The sequence below is a fragment of the Mycobacterium sp. NPDC051804 genome (assembly GCF_044452905.1).
Lineage (GTDB): Bacteria > Actinomycetota > Actinomycetes > Mycobacteriales > Mycobacteriaceae > Mycobacterium.
In genome coordinates this window covers 536,541-554,039 of sequence record NZ_JBITCD010000001.1, presented here as the reverse complement: position 1 = coordinate 554,039, position 17,499 = coordinate 536,541, and the positions used below count along the sequence as shown (strand labels likewise).

Below are 17,499 nucleotides of genomic sequence, written 5' to 3'. Positions count from 1 at the left end.
GCGGGCATGAATCTGCGACGGTTGGTTTTGCTGGCAGGGGCGGTCGTGTTGCTCGTCGGCCTCATCGGTCTTCTCATGCCGGTCTCGGTGGCAGGCCCCGAGGGCCAGAGCATCGGCTGCGGCAATGCCATCGCCGCCGACGACTCCGCCGCCCGTGAGGCGGACAACAACAATCCCGTGAACCTACCCATCCTCAACGAGGTGATTCCGCATACGGATTACGTCGCGCTGTGTTCGTCGGCGGTATCGCAGCGGCGCACGTGGTCCATTCCGGTGGCGATCGTCGGGCTCGTGGTGATCGCCGGTGCGTTCTTCGTCGGAGGACGCGCGGGCAATACCCGCACCGTCTAGCCCGCTTCGCGAACGACCGCCAGATGCGGGCGAGCGGTGGCAGGGTGTCCGTCACGCGGAGACGCTTCTGACGGCGCGATCTTGTCGTTGACGCCGGCAACCGCGGCGTCCACACGGTCCACCGCCCGGTCGCACAACCCCCGCACCTTGTCGCTGGCCGTGTCTACGTCGTCGGCAGCACTGCGCAGGTACGCGCGGACAGTGAGGCGCAGGCGTTCACCCTTGGCCCTCAGCCGGCGCCGCAGGCGATCGTCGACCTCGACCGTGACGTACGGCAGCACCCGAAGCTTCATGCCCCCACAGTAGCCGGGACGTCCCTCACCGGGCAGGGAGCGACAATTCAGAGCAACTGGACGTTGTCGTCTAAATCACCATCGCTATGTAGTCGCTGAGCTGGCTCGAAGCGTTGACTTCAACGTTTTTTGGACGATATAGTTCAGTCAACTTACAGATAGGACTCAACCATGAAGTCAGTTCTCGGTCGGCGTCTGACAGCGGTCGCCGGTGGCGCAGCAGTCACCGCGATGGTCGTGCTCACCGCATCGTGCGCCAAAGAAGAAGAGAAGTCGCCCGAGACCACCACAACGACGACCACGACCACCACGGCACCGGTCGAGCCGACGGAGAAGGCGCCGCGCCTCGAGCCAGGCGGCCCCAACCCGTTCTCCCCGTCGGTGATTGCACCGCCCGCGCCGACGGCCACCCACCCCCGCCACGGCAGTTAGCCGTCGGGCGCATGCCTCATTTGGACCATAAGGTTCAGTTACTCCACAGATAGGACTTGACCATGAAGACAGTTTTGGGACGGCGTCTGACGGCGATCGCCGGTGGTGCAGCAGTCACCGCGATGGTCGTGCTCACCGCATCGTGCGCCAAGGAGGAAGAGGCGCCCGAGACGAGCACAGAAACCACGACAACAACGACCACAAGCTCCCCGGCACCGGTCGAGCCGACAGAGAAGGCGCCGCGCCTCGAGCCCGGCAACCCCAACCCGTTCTCACCCTCGGTGATCGCGCCGCCCGCGCCAGAAGCCACCCCCGGTCGCCACCGCTAGGTTTTCATCGTTCGACGTTCGCGGTCGCCGTCAGTGCAGTACTTCGGCGGCGACCGCGAACGACGCCACATGGCCTAACGCCATGTCCAGCGCCGCTTGCATCAGCCGCGGATCGCGGCCGGTTTGCGACAGCAGGTAGCCGCCCTCGACTGCGGCCAGTAATCCTGTTGCGAGAGCGCGGGTTTCGGCTTCTGCACGCAGTACGCCGTTATCGCGCATGCGCTCGAGCGCGGCACGCAGCAATGTCTGCCACTGTGTGAAATGTTCGGATAACGAAGCCCTCGCCTTATCATCGGAATCCGACAATTCTGCAGCGAGAGAACCGAGTTCGCAGCCCCAGAAGCCGCGGCGCAACGCGCACCGTTGCACCATCGCGTCGCGCCACTGATAGAGGCCGCGGAACGAGTCCACCTTTTCCAGGCGCAGCCGCTGCCATGACAACACCTCGTCGGCGCGTATCGTGATGACCTCGTAGACCAGCCCGCCCTTGTCCTCAAAGTGTTGGTAGAACTGGGATTTACTGGTCGAACTAGCCGCCAGCACATCATCGATCGTCGTCGCCGCAACGCCCTGAACATGCATCAGTTCCGCTGCCGCTAGGACGATCCGGTTCCGCGTCGCGGCGCCTCGCGAAGTCAGCCGGGGCCGCGTCGGAGGGTCTGATTGTTGCGGCACATACTCACTCTAACGCTGTCGCGAGGCGCTGGTCGCTGGTCTGGGGAAGCGGACGCGCCGCCGTCTCCCGCAGCGTCAGCACCGTGGCCAACGAGATGACCGCCGCGACGATCAGGTATATCGCCGGCGCGGTGTTGTTGCCGGTTTGTGCGGTGAGCCAGGTGACGACATACGGCGTGGTGCCGCCGAAGCCCGCGACGCAGATGTTGTATCCGATGGAGAAACCGCTGTAACGCACGCTCGTGGCGAACAGCTCGACGCCGGCTGACACGGCCGTCGACACATAGATCGACTCGATGGCCGCCAGCACACAGTGGGCCGTGATCGCCGCGGCCAGCGACCCGGAGTTCAGCAGCAGAAACAGCGGGTAGGACAGGACCACAAAGGCCACTGCCCCGGCGATCAGCAGTGGCTTGCGTCCGACGCGGTCCGACAGCGCCGCCAGCGGAAGGATGAGCACCAGCGCGACGAACGTCGCCAGCGTCATGGACGTGAACGCCTCGGTCTTGGAGAACTTCAGTGTCACGATCAGGTAGGTCTGCAGGAACGTGAAGACGACGTAGTAGCCGACGTTGAACACGATGAACAGGCCGATCACCTGCAGGATGGGCCGCCACGACGTCGTCATCGCCTCACGCAGCGGCGACTTCGCGACCTGTTCGGTCTTGCTGAGTTCGGCGAACTGCGGGGTGTCATCGAGTCGCAGTCGGATGTAGAGGCCGATGAGGCCGAGCGGTCCGGCGATCAGGAATGGAATCCGCCAGCCGTAACTGTTCATCGCCTCGGTGGGCAGCAGCGCCTGCAGCAGCGTCACCGTCACCGAGCCGATGAGGAACCCGACGACGCCCGACCACGCCATGAACGTGATGGTCAGCCCGCGGTGCTTCGCGGAGGCGAACTCGGCGAGGTAGACCGCACCGCCACCGTATTCGCCGCCGGCCGAGAAGCCCTGCAGACAACGCAGTCCGAACAACAGCAGCGGCGCCGCGACACCGATCGAGGCGTACGTCGGAAGCAGGCCGATCGCGACGGTAGCGCCCGACATCAGCAGAATCACCACTGCGAGCACCCGCTGGCGACCGATCCGGTCGCCGAGGGGACCGAAGACGAAGCCCCCGAGCGGTCGCATGAAGAAGGCGGCCGCAAAGATCGCGAACGTCTTGAGCAGGGCGGCGGTCTCGTCACCGGCCGGGAAGAAGTTCGCGGCGATGAACGTCGCCAGGAATCCGTAGATCGCGAAGTCGAACCATTCGACGGCGTTACCGATCGACGCACCGGTGACTGCCTTGCGCACGTCTGAAGGCATTGAAACTCCCGAATCCAAGCGTCCCGCTAAGCATTTCGCTTACCAACTCACAGGTCGTACCCAAGAAAGATAGCGCGCTCAGGACCGACGCTGCGCCCAGAACGGTCGCGTCACGAGGGCGACCAGTGCAACCACCGCCAGCGGCGACAGCAGCGGGGCCCACGGAAGCTCTATTGGTAGCGTCACCGCCGCCAGGCCCACCGCCGTAAACCCCACGGCACCAATGACCGTCGGCGCGGTGATCGCCGCGGTGTGCCTGAGCACCAGATAGCAGGCCGCGCACAGTCCGGACAGCGCGGCGAGCATGGCCGGTGACTCGTTGAGCACCAGCGCGGTGGCCGCCAGCAGCACCGCCACGGTCGCGGCCGGGCGAAAGACGTTGCCCAGCAACACCGCAAGCGTGGCCAATCCTGCGGCGATCAAGGCTGCGTCGTCAGCCGCAAGCGCGGCCGCCGCGACCATCAACAGGCCGAAGCCCGTCGACAGCGCGCGGTTCATCGCCGACCCCCTACGGCGCGCCGGTGATCGGGTACCAGTTGCATGGCCGTATCGAGTGTGTCGACTGCCCGCCACGCCACGATGTCCACACCGACCGTCCTCATATCGCGGTACATGAACGACCGCTGCAGCGACCACATCCTGGCGACAACGGGGTCACATTCGCCTTCGAACGGTGCGCCCTCGAGGACGTCGACGGCGACAACGGTGTGCCCCCGTTTGCGAAGGTCGATCAACGACAACGCGAACTCGGTGTCGAGCAGGGTGGAGAACGCGACGACGATTGCCCCCGGCGGAACCGCCGCACGCGGCGCCAGCGTGCCCGATGTCGTATCGAACCCGCCGTCCACGGCAAGCACCGCGTCCAGCACCCGATAGAACTGCCGCCGTCCGATATCGGCGCCGAGCCAGCGCGGACGACGGTCGCCCAGCGCGACCACCCCGGCCCGGTCGCCGCTGCGCAGCGCGCTCTGCACAACCTGGACCGCGCCCCGCACGGTCCGGTCGGTGGCTTCGGTGGCCGGCCCTGCGGGCTGCGGGTAGTTGTCCACCAGCACCACGACGTCGGCGGCGCGGTCAGTCAGTCGCTGCGTGACGTGCAGGCTGCCCCTGCGTGCGCTCACCGGCCAGTTGACGGTGCGCAGTTGATCCCCGGGCACGTACCGGCGAACGTCGGCGTACTCGACGCCGGGCCCGATATGTCGGGTGAGGTGGGTACCGAGCCGGTCGAGCAGGTCGGTCCGCGGAATCGCCGTCGACTGCGGCGGCGCCATCGGGAACACATAGATGTCGGCGGCATCAACGACACCGATGCCCCTCATCAGCCCGCCCCGCGCCCGCACTGTGACCCGTCCCTGAATCGGGTACCGGCCCCACCGGTCCGCGACGATCGTACGTTTTCCGCGAGACTCGTTCTCCAACTTCTCGATTCGCATGCCGGGTACAACTTCGACAGTGAGGTCAAGCACGTCGTAGTCGGTCTCCGGCGTGGCGGTCGCCCATACCTGCACTTGAGCGGTCTCTGATTCGAAGCAGCGGTGCGCACCGGGATCGGCATGCACGACGACCTTCGGAACAGGACGCTGCCAACCGACCGAGCAGACCACGCCGAGCAGCGGCGCCGCGAACGCCACCAGCTGCCAGAGCGAGCCGACGACCGCCGCGGCGAGCAGGACCGCGACGCACGTGAGGATCGCGAGCGTGAGCGATGATGGACGCCAACGCAACTGGGCTTCAGTCGAGCGGCTCTCTATCACGGGCCGTCACCCGTTGGTCCGTGGCACCGGAAGCCGTCGCAGCAGCTCCTCCACCACATCGCTGCCGTGCACTCGGCGTACCCACATCTCCGGTCGGAGGCTGATCCGGTGCGCGATCGACGGCACAGCAAGCGATTTGACGTCCTCGGGGATCACGTAGTCGCGGCCGAGCAGCAGGGCCCGCGCGCGGGCGAGCTGGACCAGGTCGAGCTCCGCCCGGGGACTCGCTCCGACGGCGACCTGCGGGTGCTGACGGGTCGCAGCGGCCAGCGACACGATATAGCGGAGGACATCGTCGTGGACGGTGACCTGCTCGACCGACTCACGCATGGCCAGCAGTTCGTGGGCGTCGACGATCTGATGCACGGTCGGCTCGGAGGAACCTCGGTCGATCCGGCGGCGCAGCATCGACGCCTCCTCCGGCTCGGAGAGGTACCGCAGTTCGAGCCGGATCGTGAAGCGATCCAGCTGCGCCTCCGGCAGCGGATAGGTGCCCTCGTACTCGATGGGGTTGTCGGTGGCCAGCACGATGAACGGGGCGGGCAGCTTGTGCGTGATGCCGTCGATGCTGACCTGCCCCTCGGCCATGGCCTCGAGCAGTGCCGCCTGGGTCTTGGGCGGGGTTCGGTTGATCTCGTCTGCGAGTAGCAGATTCGTGAAGATCGGCCCCGAGCGGAACTCGAAGCGGCCGGACTGCATGTCGTACACCGTCGAGCCCAGCAGGTCGGCGGGCAGCAGGTCCGGGGTGAACTGCACTCGCTTGAAATCGAGCCCGAGCGCGGCGGCGAACGATCGCGCGATCAGCGTCTTGCCGAGGCCGGGCAGATCCTCGATGAGGACGTGGCCGCCCGCCAGCACCGTGGTGAGGATCAAGGTCAGTGCGCCGCGTTTCCCGACCACCACCCGCCCGATCTCGTCGAGAACCGACTCGCAGTTCGCCGTGGTAGTCGAGCCCGCGTGTTCCGTCACACCCGCTCCAGCCGTTGCAGAATTTCGTCCAATGCCGTTCGTCCGGGCCCCGGTTCGTCGACGCCAGTGCGCGACACGTTCTCCGGATCGACCCACGCCCACAGCTCCGCGCCGAACAGCATGTTTCCGGTGGCGTTGTAGGCCGCGAGGTTTTTGGACCGCTTCTGCCCGGTCGCCATCTCGAACTGGCGGGCCAGCGTCGGTCGCAGGTGCCGATCCCAGTCCCTGCGGGTGGCCTCCGACTGGCTGATCAACGTCTCGGTGCGAGAGCGCCAGCGGCGCAACGATTCTGCGGCGTCGTCGGTGCATTGCTCCTCGTCATCGAGAGCTGATTCCCGCACCAGGTACCAGCGCAGGCCAAGGAGCGCACAGGCGACCGCGAGGCCGGACATGACGAGAATCAGGCCACGGTCGGGTCCCGCCAGCGCCAGCAGCTCGGCGCCGGCGACCAGCAGAACTCCCGCTGCGACAATCTTTTTCACGTCGTACTCCTCGCTGCGCTGTCGGGGAGTTCGGCGAGGACGCGTTCCAGCACGCGGACAGCCGCATCGCGATGCTCTTCGGTCATCACATGCGGGGAGAACCGCGCCTCCTCGAACAGCTCGACCAGCTCAGTCGCGCTGTCCGCCCGCAGGGCACCGCTGTCGACGGCGCGGGCCAGCACCTCGGACGGAGTGTCGCAGTCCTGCGGAACCGCGCCCGGCACGCGGGTCAGTTCGCGTTCCATCGCGGTATAGCAGGCGATGATCGCCTCGCGCGGTTCTCTGCTGAGATCGCCGATCTCGGCAAGCCCGACTTCTGCCGCGCGGACGAGGGAAGCCCCCGCCGTCGGCGTCGCGGCGACGGGGACGTCGTCGTCACCGAGGTATTGCACGGCGGCACTTCGTTGCCGCTTCGACACGACCGCCGTCCCCACGACCACCAGAACCATCAAGATCAGCATCGGCGGGATCAGGTAGCCGATCACGTTGTTCTCCGGCTCGGGGTCGTCTTCTTCGGCGGGCGCCGTCCTCGTGGTGTCCGGCGTCTGCGAGCTGGTCTCCGGTGCCGTCGGCGCGTCGGATGCGGGCTCAGGCGGGCTGCCGAACCGCGTCAGCAACAGCACGAGCAGCAGCCAGCCGACGACCAGGCCGAGCACGATGAGGGTGAACCGCAGGCTCGGCCGGCCTCTTGTGCGTAACGCCCGTGGCAAGTCACCTTGCGCGGCGGGGCTCGGGGTGCGGTCGCGCAGCCGGGCGATGATCGCGAACCCGATGATCGCCACCGCCGCGCACACCATCACGATCACCACGATCAGCGCGACCGGATTGCTCGGCGGGCGTTCACGCTCGGTGATCGGCTCACCGCCGCCGGGGATGTAGCCGCGCAGCGCCACGGCGGCAACGATCATGAGCGCGATCACCGCGATCACGCGCTGTGTCGACCTGTCGATACCGGTCATGGCCCCTCGTCCTCATCCTGGCACGCGGCTGCTCAGGAACCGCTCAGATCGGATGGATAGGTTCGAGGGTGTGACGACCACACTTCAGGATCCGAAAGTCGCGGCGGCCCTCGATCGCATGTTCGCCGAGTCGGCAGCCCAGTTCGCCGCGATGCGCGACGGCAGCACCCAGTTCCCCCGGCTGGATTCGGCCACTGCCCAGGAGCGGGCGGACGCGTTCAGCGACTTCTATCTTCCTGTCACCCGGGACGCGGGCCGGCTTCTGTATGCGTTGGTGCGCGCGGCCCGGCCCGCGACCGTCGTCGAGTTCGGGATGTCCCTCGGAATTTCGGCGATCCACCTCGCATCGGCGGTACGCGACAACGGCAGGGGCCGCGTCGTCACCACCGAACTCAGCGCGGCGAAGGTGACGGTCGCAAAGAAGACGTTCGCCGAGGTCGGCCTCGACGACCTCATCGACGTGCTGGAGGGCGACGCAGTGGCCACCCTCGAGAAGCTGGACGGATCCGTGGATTTCGTGTTGCTCGACGGCTGGAAGGAGCTGTACGTGCCCGTGCTCGAGCTCCTCGAACCGCGGCTGTCGCCGGGCGCCCTCGTCGTCGCCGACAACACTTCGATGGCCGAGCTGGCGCCGTACCTGGAATATGTGCGCGAGCCGTCGAACGGCTACGTCAGCGTGAACTTCCCAGCGCGGGACGCCGACAGTATGGAGATCAGCTGCCGCGCCTGACTCACTTGAGTCCGGCGAGGTAGTCCGAGATGCGCGCGAAGGTCTCGTCCGACATCCAGCCTTCGCGCACCCGCGGATCGATGGCCGCCGCAGCGTCGATGGCTGTGCGGGTGGGCCGGTGCAATTGGTCCTTGGTCGCTGCGTAGGCGAAGGGCGAGTGCGCGCCGAGCGCACGGGCGGTCGCGATCGCCTCGGACAACAGTTCGTCCGCCGGCACCACCGCATCGACCCATCCGCGCTGCAAAGCGGTCGTCGCGTCGACGGTCTGCGCACCGAGCATGGCGTTCGACGCCGACGTGCCCATCGCGTAACGACAGATCTCCAGGGCCGCCGCCGGGAAAGGCACACCAACCGCAACCTCGGTGAGACCGATTGTGCCGCCGGACATCAACCGCACATCCGCGGCCATGGCGACGACGCAGCCACCGGCGATTGCGTGTCCGTTGATCGCCGCCACCACGGGCCCGGGATGGTCGAAGACGGCGAGGAACGCGGTAGGCATCGCATCGAGAAATCGCTGTGTGTACTCACGCCCACCGTCGACGACGGCGCGGAGGTCGACACCGGCCGAGAAGCACCGGCCTGTCCCCGTGATCACGACGGGCCCCTCGACGCTGCGCAGCGTCGTCACCGCGTCCTCGACGAGGTCGAGGTCCAACGCATTGACCGGCGGACGATTCAACCGCAGGATCGACACCCCATCGATGACCTCCGCATCCATCGGCTACCTCCTCCGTGGTGACTTCAGGCGCGCCTTCGCTTCCTTGACGATGGCCGCCGCGTCACGGCTGGCCTGCTTCGCCTGCTCGTAGGCGTCTTGGGCTGCGGTGAGAGCACTTTCGGCATCCTCGAGGCGCCTGCGTACGTCGTCGCGGCGCAACCGGGCGGTCGCGAGGTCGGACTGCAGTTCGTCGAGTGCATCGTCGGCCTCGGCCTTGGCACGCTCGGCGGCGGCCAGTTCGGCGCGTGCCTGCTGCTGCTCGCGTTGCTTCTCGTCATCCCGGGTGTCGGGTTGCTTCTTCGGAGGCGTCGGCTCGGGTTCGGGTTCCTTCTTGCGGGTCGGCTTGAAAACGATTGCGGTGTCGCCGAACTCACCGAAACCTGACCATTGTTCCGCCTTGGTCAGGCGGCCGAGGCGGGCGGCGACCTCTGGGTCGGCTATCGCCGCCTGCAGGGTGGCGGTGACATCGTCGCGCAGCGCGGGGGTCGCGTTGAGCTCAGTCTCGGTGAAAGCCTGTCGCGTCAGTTCGTCGATGAGGCGGCGCTGCTCGGCGGTCAGCTCGCGGATGACGCTGCCGTCCATGTCGGCGTGGGCGGCCCGCAGCCGCTCCCCGAGATCGGTGAGGCGCCCTCTGGCAGCAGGGTCGTTGAGCACGAGCACGTTGACGACGTGCGCCGCGCTGGTGGGCTTGCGCGCTGCCGCGATCTGTTTGGCGGCTTCGGCGTCGCCGCGCTTCTTGGCCTCGGCGGCGAGCTTCGTACGCAGCGGCGTGAAGTCACCGAGCTTCGCGGCATACAAAGCGTCCAGGTCTGCGAGATCACCGTCGGCCATATCGTCCTCCACCGTATTCTCCCTGGGGTGGACCGACCAGCCGGCACCCAGGCGTTACGGCTGGGCGTGATCATCGCCGCGCTCGGCGTCGTGTTCGGCGATATCGGCACCAGCCCGATCTACACGCTCCAGACGGTGTTCAATCCGCACGATCCGCATCCGGTGCCGGTCGCCCACCACAACGTCTACGGCGTGGTATCGCTGATCTTCTGGTCGGTGATGATCATCGTCACCCTCACCTACGTCACATTGGTGATGCGTGCCGACAACAACGGTGAGGGCGGCATCATGGCGCTGATCACGTTGCTGCGCCGGTGGACCGGCACGCGCGGTCGGCGCACCGCGGTGATGCTCTCCACACTGGGGATCTTCGGCGCGGCTCTGTTCTTCGGCGACAGCATGATCACCCCGGCGATCTCGGTGCTGTCGGCCGTCGAGGGCATAGAGGTGATCGACCCCGGCTTCCGCGACTTCGTCGTGCCGATCACCGCGGTGATCATCGTGGGGCTGTTCGCGGTGCAGAGTCGCGGCACCGCGACCGTCGGCCGGTTCTTCGGCCCGGTGATGATCTTGTGGTTCACGGCAATCGGCGCGTGCGGGATTCGCGGCATCGTCGACAATCCCGAGATTCTCAAGGCGCTGTCGCCGACGTACGCGCTGGAGTTCATGGGCGGCCACTTCCATATCGCATTCTTCGCACTCGCCGCGATCGTGCTGTCGGTCACCGGCGCTGAGGCGCTGTATGCCGACATGGGTCATTTCGGTCGACGCGCGATCACGTGCGGCTGGCTGGGTCTCGTCCTGCCCGCGTGCACGCTGAACTACTTCGGCCAGGGCGCGCTGGTGTTGAGCGACGAGTCGACGGTGGCCGCGCCGTTCTTCTTGTTGACGCCTGAGTGGGCGCGGATTCCCATGGTGCTGTTGGCAACAGCGGCAACAGTGATCGCGTCGCAGGCGGTCATCACCGGTGCGTTCTCGGTGGCGTCGCAGGCCGCGCGGCTGGGTTACCTGCCTCGGCTGCGCATCGAGCACACGTCGGCGTCGACCATCGGTCAAATCTATGTGCCGTGGATCAACGCCGCGCTCATGGTCGCGGTCCTGATCCTGGTGTTCGCGTTCCGCAGTTCAGCGGCCCTGGCATATGCCTTTGGCATGGCGGTGACCGGAACGATCACGATCACCACCACGCTGTTCTTCTACTACGCGCGAACGCGCTGGGGCTGGCCGTTGTGGGGTGTGCTGGTCGGCGGCGGCTTACTGCTCGTGGTTGACCTGATGTTCTTCGCGGCCAACCTCACCAAGCTGGTGCACGGTGCGTGGCTGCCGCTGACCATCGCCATCGTCGCCTTCACGGTGATGACGACGTGGCAGAAGGGCCGCCGAATCATCACGCGCGCAAGGGAAAAGGCCGAGGGTCCGCTGCGCGAATTCGTGGATGACCTGGTGCACCTCGATCCGCCGCTGGTTCGGATCCCCGGCACCGCAGTCTTTTTGAATCGCGGCAGAGACACCGCGCCGCTGGCGATGCGCGCCATCGTGGAGCACAACCACGTCCTGGCTGCGCACGTCGTCATCTTGACGATCGAGACCGAGAACGTGCCACGGCTGCCCGACTCCGAGCGAATGAGTCATGACGACCTCGGCTACGCGCGCGATGGGATCGTCCATGTGGAAGCGCGCTACGGATACATGGAACGGCCGAACGTGCCGCGGGCGCTCGCGATGCTGGACCCCGAGGAGACTGAAGGTCCGATAGACCTCGACAACGCGTCGTACTTCCTGTCGAAACTCGACCTCTGTATCGGGGACGCGCCGACGATGGCACCTTGGCGCAAGCGGTTGTTCATCGCGACGTCGCACATCACCGCCGACGCCGCAGCGCATTTCGGCCTTCCGCTGGGACGGACGGTCGTCGTCGGCTCCCGTATCGAAGTCTGAGCTCTGGAGTTGTCCCCAATCGTGTTTTTATCCACAGGTTGGGGTTGAGCTGCTGGTTTGGTGTCGACGGTGCGGTTAGTGTCGAATGTATGTTCGATTCGTTGGTGGAGGCGGCGATCCGCAGCCGGGGTGTGGCGGCGGTTGGGGCGTGGGCGCAGGTGGAAAACGCCGCGTGTGCGCGCCGGTTGTTCGCCTGCGCGGATGAGTTGGAGCGGATGTGGGCCGCCGACGGGTCCGCCGACCGTGAACAGTGGTGCCTCGACAACTGGGCCGCGGTCGCGGCCTCCGTTGCGGCATCGCAGAACGTGTCCCTGGGGGTGGCCTCGCACCAGTTGGTGATCGCGATGGACCTCCGCGAACGGCTCCCGCGGGTCTCCGAGGTGTTCGCCGCCGGCGCCCTCACCTACCGGCTGGTTTGCGCGATCGTCGCCCGCACCCGCCTGATCTCCGACCCCGAGGCGATGGCCAAAGTCGACACCGAGATCGCCGCCCAGGTTCGCAACTGGGGAGTGTTGTCGGCGCGCAAGACCGACACCGCGATCGACTACTGGGTCGATCGCTATGACCCCGCCGCGGTGCGGCGCACCGAATACTCCGCGCGCGGCTGTCACGCCGATGTCCACAAACCCCAGGACGGATCGGGCACCGCCTCCGTGGACGCCGTGCTGCTGGCCTCTGATGCCGACGCGCTGGATCAACGCCTGGAAGCGATCGCGGCCACGGTCTGCGACCAAGATCCGCGCACCATGGACCAACGCCGCGCCGCCGCCCTCGGAGCGTTCGGCCACCACGCCGACCGACTGGTGTGCGGCTGCCAGAACCCCGACTGCGACGCCAACACCCGCACCCCCAGCACGGTGGTGGTGCACGTCGTCGCGCATGAGGAGTCGCTGACCGATGACACCCCCGCCCAGTTGGATGGCGAATCACCTCCTCTGTTCGACAAGCCGTGGCAGCAGATGACCTGGAAAGAACTCCTGGCCCCACGTCCACCCGAACCACGAGTCATCGCCCACACCCCACCCGCAGTACTGCTCAGCGGCGGGATGCTGCCCGCACCGCTGCTGGCCGCCAAAATCGCGGGCACCGCCAAACTGGTCCCGATCGTGCACCCCGGTGATGCCCCACCCGAGCCGCGCTACATTCCCTCGACGGTGTTGGCGACGTTTGTGCGGTGTCGGGATATGACGTGTCGATTCCCGGGCTGTGATGAACCCGCCCACCGTTGCGATATCGACCACACCATCGCCTATCCCACCGGGCCCACCCAAGCATCGAACCTCAAGGTTCTATGCCGAAAACATCACTTACTCAAGACGTTCTGGGGCTGGCAAGACGAACAGCTCCCCGACGGCACCGTCATATGGACCTGCCCACAAGGGCAGACCTACACCACCCATCCGGGCAGCCGACTGCTGTTCCCCACCCTGTGCCGCCCCACCGCACCCGTAGAAGTGGCGCACGCCGGTGACTGCCCGACCGACCCCGCCGCCCGCGGCTTGGCCATGCCCCGACGCAAAACCACCCGAGCCCACAACCGCGCCGACGCGATCAACGACGAGCGGCGATTCAACAAAACACTCATCCAGGCCGAAGCCGAGCAACGCGCCCACGAACGCCAACAGCAGGACACCGGAACTGATTGCGAGAGCGCCTATTCCCCCTCCCGGCCACCCCCAAGCTACGACGACGACCCGCCACCGTTTTGAAGCCCGCTTCTATGCAGACGCTGCGAAGAGGTGCCACTCGCCAGGCACACCCTTGAGCTGATGGGTGCCACGGTCCTCGAACTGCAGACCTGACCCAATCACCAAGTCCCGCAACGTGCTGGACACCAGCACGTCGTCCGGCCCGGCCAGGGCGCTGACCCGCGCACCGATGTGCACGCCGATCCCGCCGATGTCCTGACCGCGCACCTCGCACTCGCCGGTGTGCAGCCCAATGCGTACCTGGATGCCGAGTGTCTGCACTGCGTCACGAATGGCCATGGCGCACCGAATCGCTCGCTGTGGTCCATCGAACATCGCGAGGAAACCGTCTCCCGTGCTGTTCACCTCGCGGCCCCGAAAGCGAGCGAATTGTGACCGAACGATGGCGTCGTGTGCATCAAGTAGCGCATGCCAGTCACGGTCGCCCATCTCGGTTGCCTGCCGTGTTGAGTCCACGATGTCGGTGAACAACACCGTCGCAAGGACCCGGTCGTCGGCGACGTCGGCCTGGTGCCCGGTGAGAAATCGCGCGACCTCCTGGAAAGAATCCCGCCACGGCTCCACCAGGTGGTTGAGATTGCGTCCCGGCAGCTCAACATATTTCGCGTCGGGAATGTGTTCGGCTATGTATCTGCCCCCTTCGGGTAGGGCGAACTGATCGTCAGCATGCTGCACGATAAGGGTAGGCACACGGATTGCCGGAAGGACCGCCCGAACGTCCATTTTGGTCGTCACTGAATACATGAGAGCAGCGGTCCTGGGGCTCGCTGCCATTCGTTCTAGTCGCGCCCAGGCGGACCGAACCTCCTCGTTCCACGGCATGTCCGGATTGATCACATGTTGGAATTCACCCGTGCCCCACATCGCGCCCATTGCAGCGGTGGTTTCTACGATTGTGGGTCCCTCGGTGCGTTCGGCGGGCGGATCTGCGTAGCCCTCGAGCACGACCAACGCGGTAGTGCGCGACGGATGTGTTGCCGCAAACACCGCCGCTGTCGCGAACGCTCCGTCGAACGCCAGAAGGACCGCCTCGCCAATCCCGAGATCGTCCAAGACAGCGGTGATGCTGTCAGCCCACTGCTCCAACGTCGGCAACGCGCCCGGAGTGACCGGATCAGACATTCCGGTGCCCGGCTGGTCAAAGAAGATCAAGCGGCCCAGCGAGGTCATCGCCGCAATCCAACCCTGAATTGACGGCAACTCCGGCAAGCCCTCACAGCATGTGAACCAGTTTGAAACGAACACGATGTCGCGAGCACCGGGGGGTGAGGCGCGGTAGGCGATACGCAAGTCCCCGTTCATCGCATAGCGCGTCTCCGAGAACACGGCGGAAGTCTACGGCGGCGACTGGCTCCAGCGCCGCGGATCGGCAGCGTTTACGCTGCTCTAGCACCCGCCCTATCCGCGCAAAGTTTAGGGGGTATCCCAGAAAATTGTTCGATGGCACCGTGATATGGACCTGCCCACAAGGGCAGACCTACACCACCCATCCCGGCAGCCGACTACTGTTCCCCACCCTGTGCCGACCCACCGCCCCCATCGCCGTGAACCACTCAGCCGCACCCGCGGCAGACCCTGCCGCGCGTGGGATGGCCATGCCCCGACGCAAAACCACCCGAGCGCAGAACCGCGCGGACGCGATCAACGACGAGCGGCGATTCAACAAAACACTCATACAAGCCGAAGCCGAGCAACGCGCCCGCGAACGCCAACAGCAGGACACCGGAACTGATTGCGAGAGCGTCTATTCCCCCTCCCGGCCACCCCCAAGCTACGACGACGACCCACCGTTCTAGCGACAGATTCCTCCGGGACTCATGCCACGCACGTCGACGCCAGAATGGTGCGGGCGACCAGATCGGGATCGTCGAAGAAGGGGACGTGACCGACGCCGGGCAGGACTGTGAACGAGGCCTGCGGCACCCGCTGACGGGCGACCCTGTCGTTCGGCGACAACTGCACAACCGCATCGTTCGCCGACCACGCGATTGTGATCGGGCACGGCAACGGGTCCAGCGGCGCGATCTGTTCATCGCTGGCGAGGAGATCGTCGACGTTGATGGTGGCGCCGATGATACCGTCCAGCAGCTGCGCGCCAAGCGCGGCACTGATCCGATCCGGATGGCAAGCGGCGGTGCGAAATCCGATTTTTCGCACGATCGCCGACTTCATCGCAAAGGCGACGATTGGACGCACGGGGCTCGCCAGCCGTCCCATCGCCACGAACTTTCGAACTTCTTTCCGCGCGTGCGATTGAGCTCTGTCCCCCGCCGACCAGAAGCCCGCCGGCGCCAACGCGCACACGCTCTCCGCGCGGCCACGTCGCGCCAATTCGATTGCCATCCAGCCGCCCAGCGAAAGGCCCACGAGATGTGGTCGCTCCAAACCTTGCTGGTCCAGATAGTGCTCCGCGGCATCAACCAGATCGCCAGAGGTTGTCGGGCGACGCAACACCGGCGGCCCGCCATAGTGCCCGAGCGCAGTCGGCGTGAACACCTCGTGATGGTCTGACAGCAGCGGAACCACGTCCTGCCAACAAGATCCCGACATGAGGATGCCGTGCATGAGCACCAGGGCTGACTTCTCAGATGGCATGCGCAAGTCTGACACCCGCCGCCGATCGGCACGGCCTACTTTCGGAAGACGACCCAGCGCATCATGCTGTACATGAACACCGCCTCGCACGCGCCGGCACCGAGGCGGGCGATGCGATAGTCCACATCCAGCGCGGTCAGCAGACTGGAAACCCCGAGGATGAACGCCAGGTAGTTCACCACCACCACGACGACGTAGATCGCGAACTGCGGTCCGACGGGTGCGTGGGAGGAGAAGTTGAAGATCCGGTTGAGGACGTAACTCAACGCGAACGCGCACGCGTACGCCACAGTCACCGCGATAGGCACCGGCGCCTGCAACACCCCGTGCATCAGGTACAGCAGCACCAGATCGATGCCAAAAGTGAAGCCATTGATCAAACAGAACCCGAGAAACGTCGGCGCGACAACGGAACTCAGCCCGAACGGCAGGAGGCCGACAACCCGGTCACAGAATCGGTGGAACCGTTCGACCGCTCCGGTCCGGGCAGGAGTCGACGACTCGACCGTCACATGTCCACGCTGACATGCACGGGTGTCCAGCGGTTGAGCAGCGGGCGAATTTCGGGAGGCGTGTCAGGCCACACCGAACAGCGACAGCAGACTCGCTGTACGCCACCAGATCAGCAGCAGGAACAGCAGCAGCACACCCACCGTCGCACCGATCTGCACAGCGTTGCGATTGTTGCGCGGCGCATACGCATACGCCGCCGCGACGACCGCACCCGTCACCAGCCCGCCGATATGCCCCTGCCAACTGATGTTCTGCGAACTCACCAACGGGATCACGAACGTGAACGCCAGGTTCAGCGCGATCAGACCGATCACCCACCGGACATCCATGTTGAGCCGCTTGCCGATCACGAACGTCGCACCGAACAGACCGAAGATCGCGCCCGACGCCCCCGCCGTCTGCGCGCCGAGCGACGACAACAGATACACCAGAACGGATCCGCCCAACGCGCTCATGAAATACAGCGACGTGAACCGCAACCGCCCCAGCGCCGCCTCTAGCGGCGGGCCCACCACCCACAGCGCCCACATGTTGAACAGGATGTGCGTCGGGCCGTAATGCAGGAACGCCGACGTCAGCAGCCGCCACCACTCCCCGTCGGCCACCGCGGGCGAGAACAGCACCAGCGCGCGCTCAAGCTCATTCGACATCATCTGCAGCACGAACATCACCACGTTGATGCCGATCAGCACATACGTGACGAGCGGGGTGTTCGCCGGCACACCACCGAACTGGGTGCGGGCCTGCCGGACGGTCTTGGCTCCCTCGCCTACACATTCGGCGCATTGGTGTCCCACCGCGGCGTCGCGCATGCACTCGGGGCAGATGTACCGGTTGCAGCGGGTGCACCGCACGTACGTCGCGCGGTCGGGATGCCGATAGCAGGTCGGCGTCTGCGGCGGGGTGGTCATG

At 66.0% G+C, this 17,499-nt stretch carries 21 protein-coding genes; 7 read left to right on the top strand and 14 right to left on the bottom strand.

The window, feature by feature from the left end:
• Positions 1-6 precede the first annotated feature (6 nt).
• Complete coding sequence (locus ACIA48_RS02730) at positions 7-351, top strand: aminopeptidase (protein WP_396727376.1); 345 nt, start codon at positions 7-9, stop codon at positions 349-351.
• Here ACIA48_RS02730 and ACIA48_RS02725 read toward each other — a convergent pair.
• Positions 348-644: a hypothetical protein gene (locus tag ACIA48_RS02725; protein ID WP_396727374.1), complete on the bottom strand. Its 297-nt coding sequence runs from the start codon at positions 642-644 to the stop codon at positions 348-350. The genes ACIA48_RS02730 and ACIA48_RS02725 overlap by 4 nt on opposite strands.
• Before the next feature lie 171 nt (positions 645-815).
• On the opposite strand from ACIA48_RS02725, the gene ACIA48_RS02720 reads away from it, so the two are divergent.
• Together ACIA48_RS02720 and ACIA48_RS02715 are read left to right on the top strand one after the other, a co-directional pair.
• On the top strand, positions 816-1,076 hold the full coding sequence (locus tag ACIA48_RS02720) for a hypothetical protein (RefSeq protein ID WP_396727372.1): 261 nt from the start codon (positions 816-818) through the stop codon (positions 1,074-1,076).
• A 62-nt stretch (positions 1,077-1,138) separates the two neighbouring features.
• Positions 1,139-1,405 carry a hypothetical protein gene (locus tag ACIA48_RS02715; protein ID WP_396727370.1) on the top strand — a complete coding sequence of 89 codons (267 nt, stop codon included), beginning with the start codon at positions 1,139-1,141 and terminating at the stop codon, positions 1,403-1,405.
• A gap of 30 nt (positions 1,406-1,435) precedes the next feature.
• Here ACIA48_RS02715 and ACIA48_RS02710 read toward each other — a convergent pair whose 3' ends face one another.
• The 7 genes from ACIA48_RS02710 to ACIA48_RS02680 all read right to left on the bottom strand — a co-directional run bounded on the left by ACIA48_RS02710 (position 1,436) and on the right by ACIA48_RS02680 (position 7,550).
• Complete coding sequence (locus tag ACIA48_RS02710) at positions 1,436-2,080, bottom strand: TetR/AcrR family transcriptional regulator (RefSeq protein ID WP_396727368.1); 645 nt, start codon at positions 2,078-2,080, stop codon at positions 1,436-1,438.
• Between the two features lie 4 nt (positions 2,081-2,084).
• Positions 2,085-3,386: an MFS transporter gene (locus tag ACIA48_RS02705; protein ID WP_396727366.1), complete on the bottom strand. Its 1,302-nt coding sequence runs from the start codon at positions 3,384-3,386 to the stop codon at positions 2,085-2,087.
• 78 nt (positions 3,387-3,464) lie between these two features.
• A complete protein-coding gene (locus ACIA48_RS02700) occupies positions 3,465-3,884 on the bottom strand; it encodes a hypothetical protein (protein ID WP_396727364.1) in 420 nt (139 codons plus the stop codon).
• Positions 3,881-5,140: a DUF58 domain-containing protein gene (locus ACIA48_RS02695; RefSeq protein ID WP_396727362.1), complete on the bottom strand. Its 1,260-nt coding sequence runs from the start codon at positions 5,138-5,140 to the stop codon at positions 3,881-3,883. The genes ACIA48_RS02700 and ACIA48_RS02695 overlap by 4 nt, the downstream gene beginning before the upstream one ends.
• Before the next feature lie 6 nt (positions 5,141-5,146).
• Entirely contained in the window at positions 5,147-6,109 is a 963-nt protein-coding gene (locus ACIA48_RS02690) for an AAA family ATPase (protein ID WP_396727360.1), read from the bottom strand.
• The gene (locus ACIA48_RS02685; protein ID WP_396727358.1) at positions 6,106-6,591 is read right to left on the bottom strand and encodes a hypothetical protein; all 486 of its coding nucleotides are present in this window, start codon (positions 6,589-6,591) and stop codon (positions 6,106-6,108) included. The genes ACIA48_RS02690 and ACIA48_RS02685 overlap by 4 nt, the downstream gene beginning before the upstream one ends.
• A complete protein-coding gene (locus ACIA48_RS02680) occupies positions 6,588-7,550 on the bottom strand; it encodes a DUF4129 domain-containing protein (protein ID WP_396727356.1) in 963 nt (320 codons plus the stop codon). The genes ACIA48_RS02685 and ACIA48_RS02680 overlap by 4 nt, the downstream gene beginning before the upstream one ends.
• A gap of 70 nt (positions 7,551-7,620) precedes the next feature.
• On the opposite strand from ACIA48_RS02680, the gene ACIA48_RS02675 reads away from it, so the two are divergent.
• Positions 7,621-8,280 (top strand): O-methyltransferase, encoded by a 660-nt coding sequence (locus ACIA48_RS02675; protein WP_396727354.1) that lies wholly within the window; start codon positions 7,621-7,623, stop codon positions 8,278-8,280.
• A 1-nt stretch (position 8,281) separates the two neighbouring features.
• On the opposite strand, the gene ACIA48_RS02670 is transcribed toward ACIA48_RS02675, so the two are convergent.
• Both ACIA48_RS02670 and ACIA48_RS02665 read right to left on the bottom strand, forming a co-directional pair.
• A complete protein-coding gene (locus ACIA48_RS02670) occupies positions 8,282-9,001 on the bottom strand; it encodes an enoyl-CoA hydratase/isomerase family protein (protein ID WP_396727352.1) in 720 nt (239 codons plus the stop codon).
• 3 nt (positions 9,002-9,004) lie between these two features.
• The gene (locus tag ACIA48_RS02665) at positions 9,005-9,832 is read right to left on the bottom strand and encodes a hypothetical protein (protein WP_396728459.1); all 828 of its coding nucleotides are present in this window, start codon (positions 9,830-9,832) and stop codon (positions 9,005-9,007) included.
• 27 nt (positions 9,833-9,859) lie between these two features.
• Between ACIA48_RS02665 and ACIA48_RS02660 the strand changes: the two genes are divergently transcribed.
• Both ACIA48_RS02660 and ACIA48_RS02655 read left to right on the top strand, forming a co-directional pair.
• Positions 9,860-11,770, top strand: a complete 1,911-nt coding sequence (locus ACIA48_RS02660) for a potassium transporter Kup (protein ID WP_396727350.1) — start codon at positions 9,860-9,862, stop codon at positions 11,768-11,770.
• Positions 11,771-11,859: 89 nt separating this feature from the next.
• A complete protein-coding gene (locus tag ACIA48_RS02655; RefSeq protein WP_396727348.1) occupies positions 11,860-13,479 on the top strand; it encodes a DUF222 domain-containing protein in 1,620 nt (539 codons plus the stop codon).
• A 9-nt stretch (positions 13,480-13,488) separates the two neighbouring features.
• Here the strand turns inward: ACIA48_RS02655 and ACIA48_RS02650 are convergent, their stop codons facing one another.
• On the bottom strand, positions 13,489-14,805 hold the full coding sequence (locus ACIA48_RS02650; protein WP_396727346.1) for an adenylate/guanylate cyclase domain-containing protein: 1,317 nt from the start codon (positions 14,803-14,805) through the stop codon (positions 13,489-13,491).
• Positions 14,806-14,912: 107 nt separating this feature from the next.
• Between ACIA48_RS02650 and ACIA48_RS02645 the strand changes: the two genes are divergently transcribed.
• Complete coding sequence (locus ACIA48_RS02645) at positions 14,913-15,275, top strand: hypothetical protein (RefSeq protein WP_396727344.1); 363 nt, start codon at positions 14,913-14,915, stop codon at positions 15,273-15,275.
• Positions 15,276-15,294: 19 nt separating this feature from the next.
• Here ACIA48_RS02645 and ACIA48_RS02640 read toward each other — a convergent pair whose 3' ends face one another.
• The 3 genes from ACIA48_RS02640 to ACIA48_RS02630 form a co-directional block, all read right to left on the bottom strand.
• Positions 15,295-16,074 carry an alpha/beta fold hydrolase gene (locus tag ACIA48_RS02640; protein WP_396727342.1) on the bottom strand — a complete coding sequence of 260 codons (780 nt, stop codon included), beginning with the start codon at positions 16,072-16,074 and terminating at the stop codon, positions 15,295-15,297.
• 35 nt (positions 16,075-16,109) lie between these two features.
• On the bottom strand, positions 16,110-16,586 hold the full coding sequence (locus ACIA48_RS02635; protein ID WP_396727340.1) for a GtrA family protein: 477 nt from the start codon (positions 16,584-16,586) through the stop codon (positions 16,110-16,112).
• Between the two features lie 63 nt (positions 16,587-16,649).
• Positions 16,650-17,498 (bottom strand): rhomboid family intramembrane serine protease, encoded by an 849-nt coding sequence (locus tag ACIA48_RS02630; RefSeq protein WP_396727338.1) that lies wholly within the window; start codon positions 17,496-17,498, stop codon positions 16,650-16,652.
• Position 17,499 lies beyond the last annotated feature (1 nt).

What these genes read in the sequence shown, in the direction of transcription:
- ACIA48_RS02730 (WP_396727376.1), top strand. Translation starts at nt 7, where the DNA reads ATGAATCTGCGACGGTTGGTTTTGCTGGCAGGGGCGGTCGTGTTGCTC.
- ACIA48_RS02725 (WP_396727374.1), bottom strand. Translation starts at nt 644, where the DNA reads ATGAAGCTTCGGGTGCTGCCGTACGTCACGGTCGAGGTCGACGATCGC.
- ACIA48_RS02720 (WP_396727372.1), top strand. Translation starts at nt 816, where the DNA reads ATGAAGTCAGTTCTCGGTCGGCGTCTGACAGCGGTCGCCGGTGGCGCA.
- ACIA48_RS02715 (WP_396727370.1), top strand. Translation starts at nt 1,139, where the DNA reads ATGAAGACAGTTTTGGGACGGCGTCTGACGGCGATCGCCGGTGGTGCA.
- ACIA48_RS02705 (WP_396727366.1), bottom strand. Translation starts at nt 3,386, where the DNA reads ATGCCTTCAGACGTGCGCAAGGCAGTCACCGGTGCGTCGATCGGTAAC.
- ACIA48_RS02700 (WP_396727364.1), bottom strand. Translation starts at nt 3,884, where the DNA reads ATGAACCGCGCGCTGTCGACGGGCTTCGGCCTGTTGATGGTCGCGGCG.
- ACIA48_RS02680 (WP_396727356.1), bottom strand. Translation starts at nt 7,550, where the DNA reads ATGACCGGTATCGACAGGTCGACACAGCGCGTGATCGCGGTGATCGCG.
- ACIA48_RS02670 (WP_396727352.1), bottom strand. Translation starts at nt 9,001, where the DNA reads ATGGATGCGGAGGTCATCGATGGGGTGTCGATCCTGCGGTTGAATCGT.
- ACIA48_RS02665 (WP_396728459.1), bottom strand. Translation starts at nt 9,832, where the DNA reads ATGGCCGACGGTGATCTCGCAGACCTGGACGCTTTGTATGCCGCGAAG.
- ACIA48_RS02655 (WP_396727348.1), top strand. Translation starts at nt 11,860, where the DNA reads ATGTTCGATTCGTTGGTGGAGGCGGCGATCCGCAGCCGGGGTGTGGCG.
- ACIA48_RS02640 (WP_396727342.1), bottom strand. Translation starts at nt 16,074, where the DNA reads ATGCCATCTGAGAAGTCAGCCCTGGTGCTCATGCACGGCATCCTCATG.
- ACIA48_RS02630 (WP_396727338.1), bottom strand. Translation starts at nt 17,498, where the DNA reads ATGACCACCCCGCCGCAGACGCCGACCTGCTATCGGCATCCCGACCGC.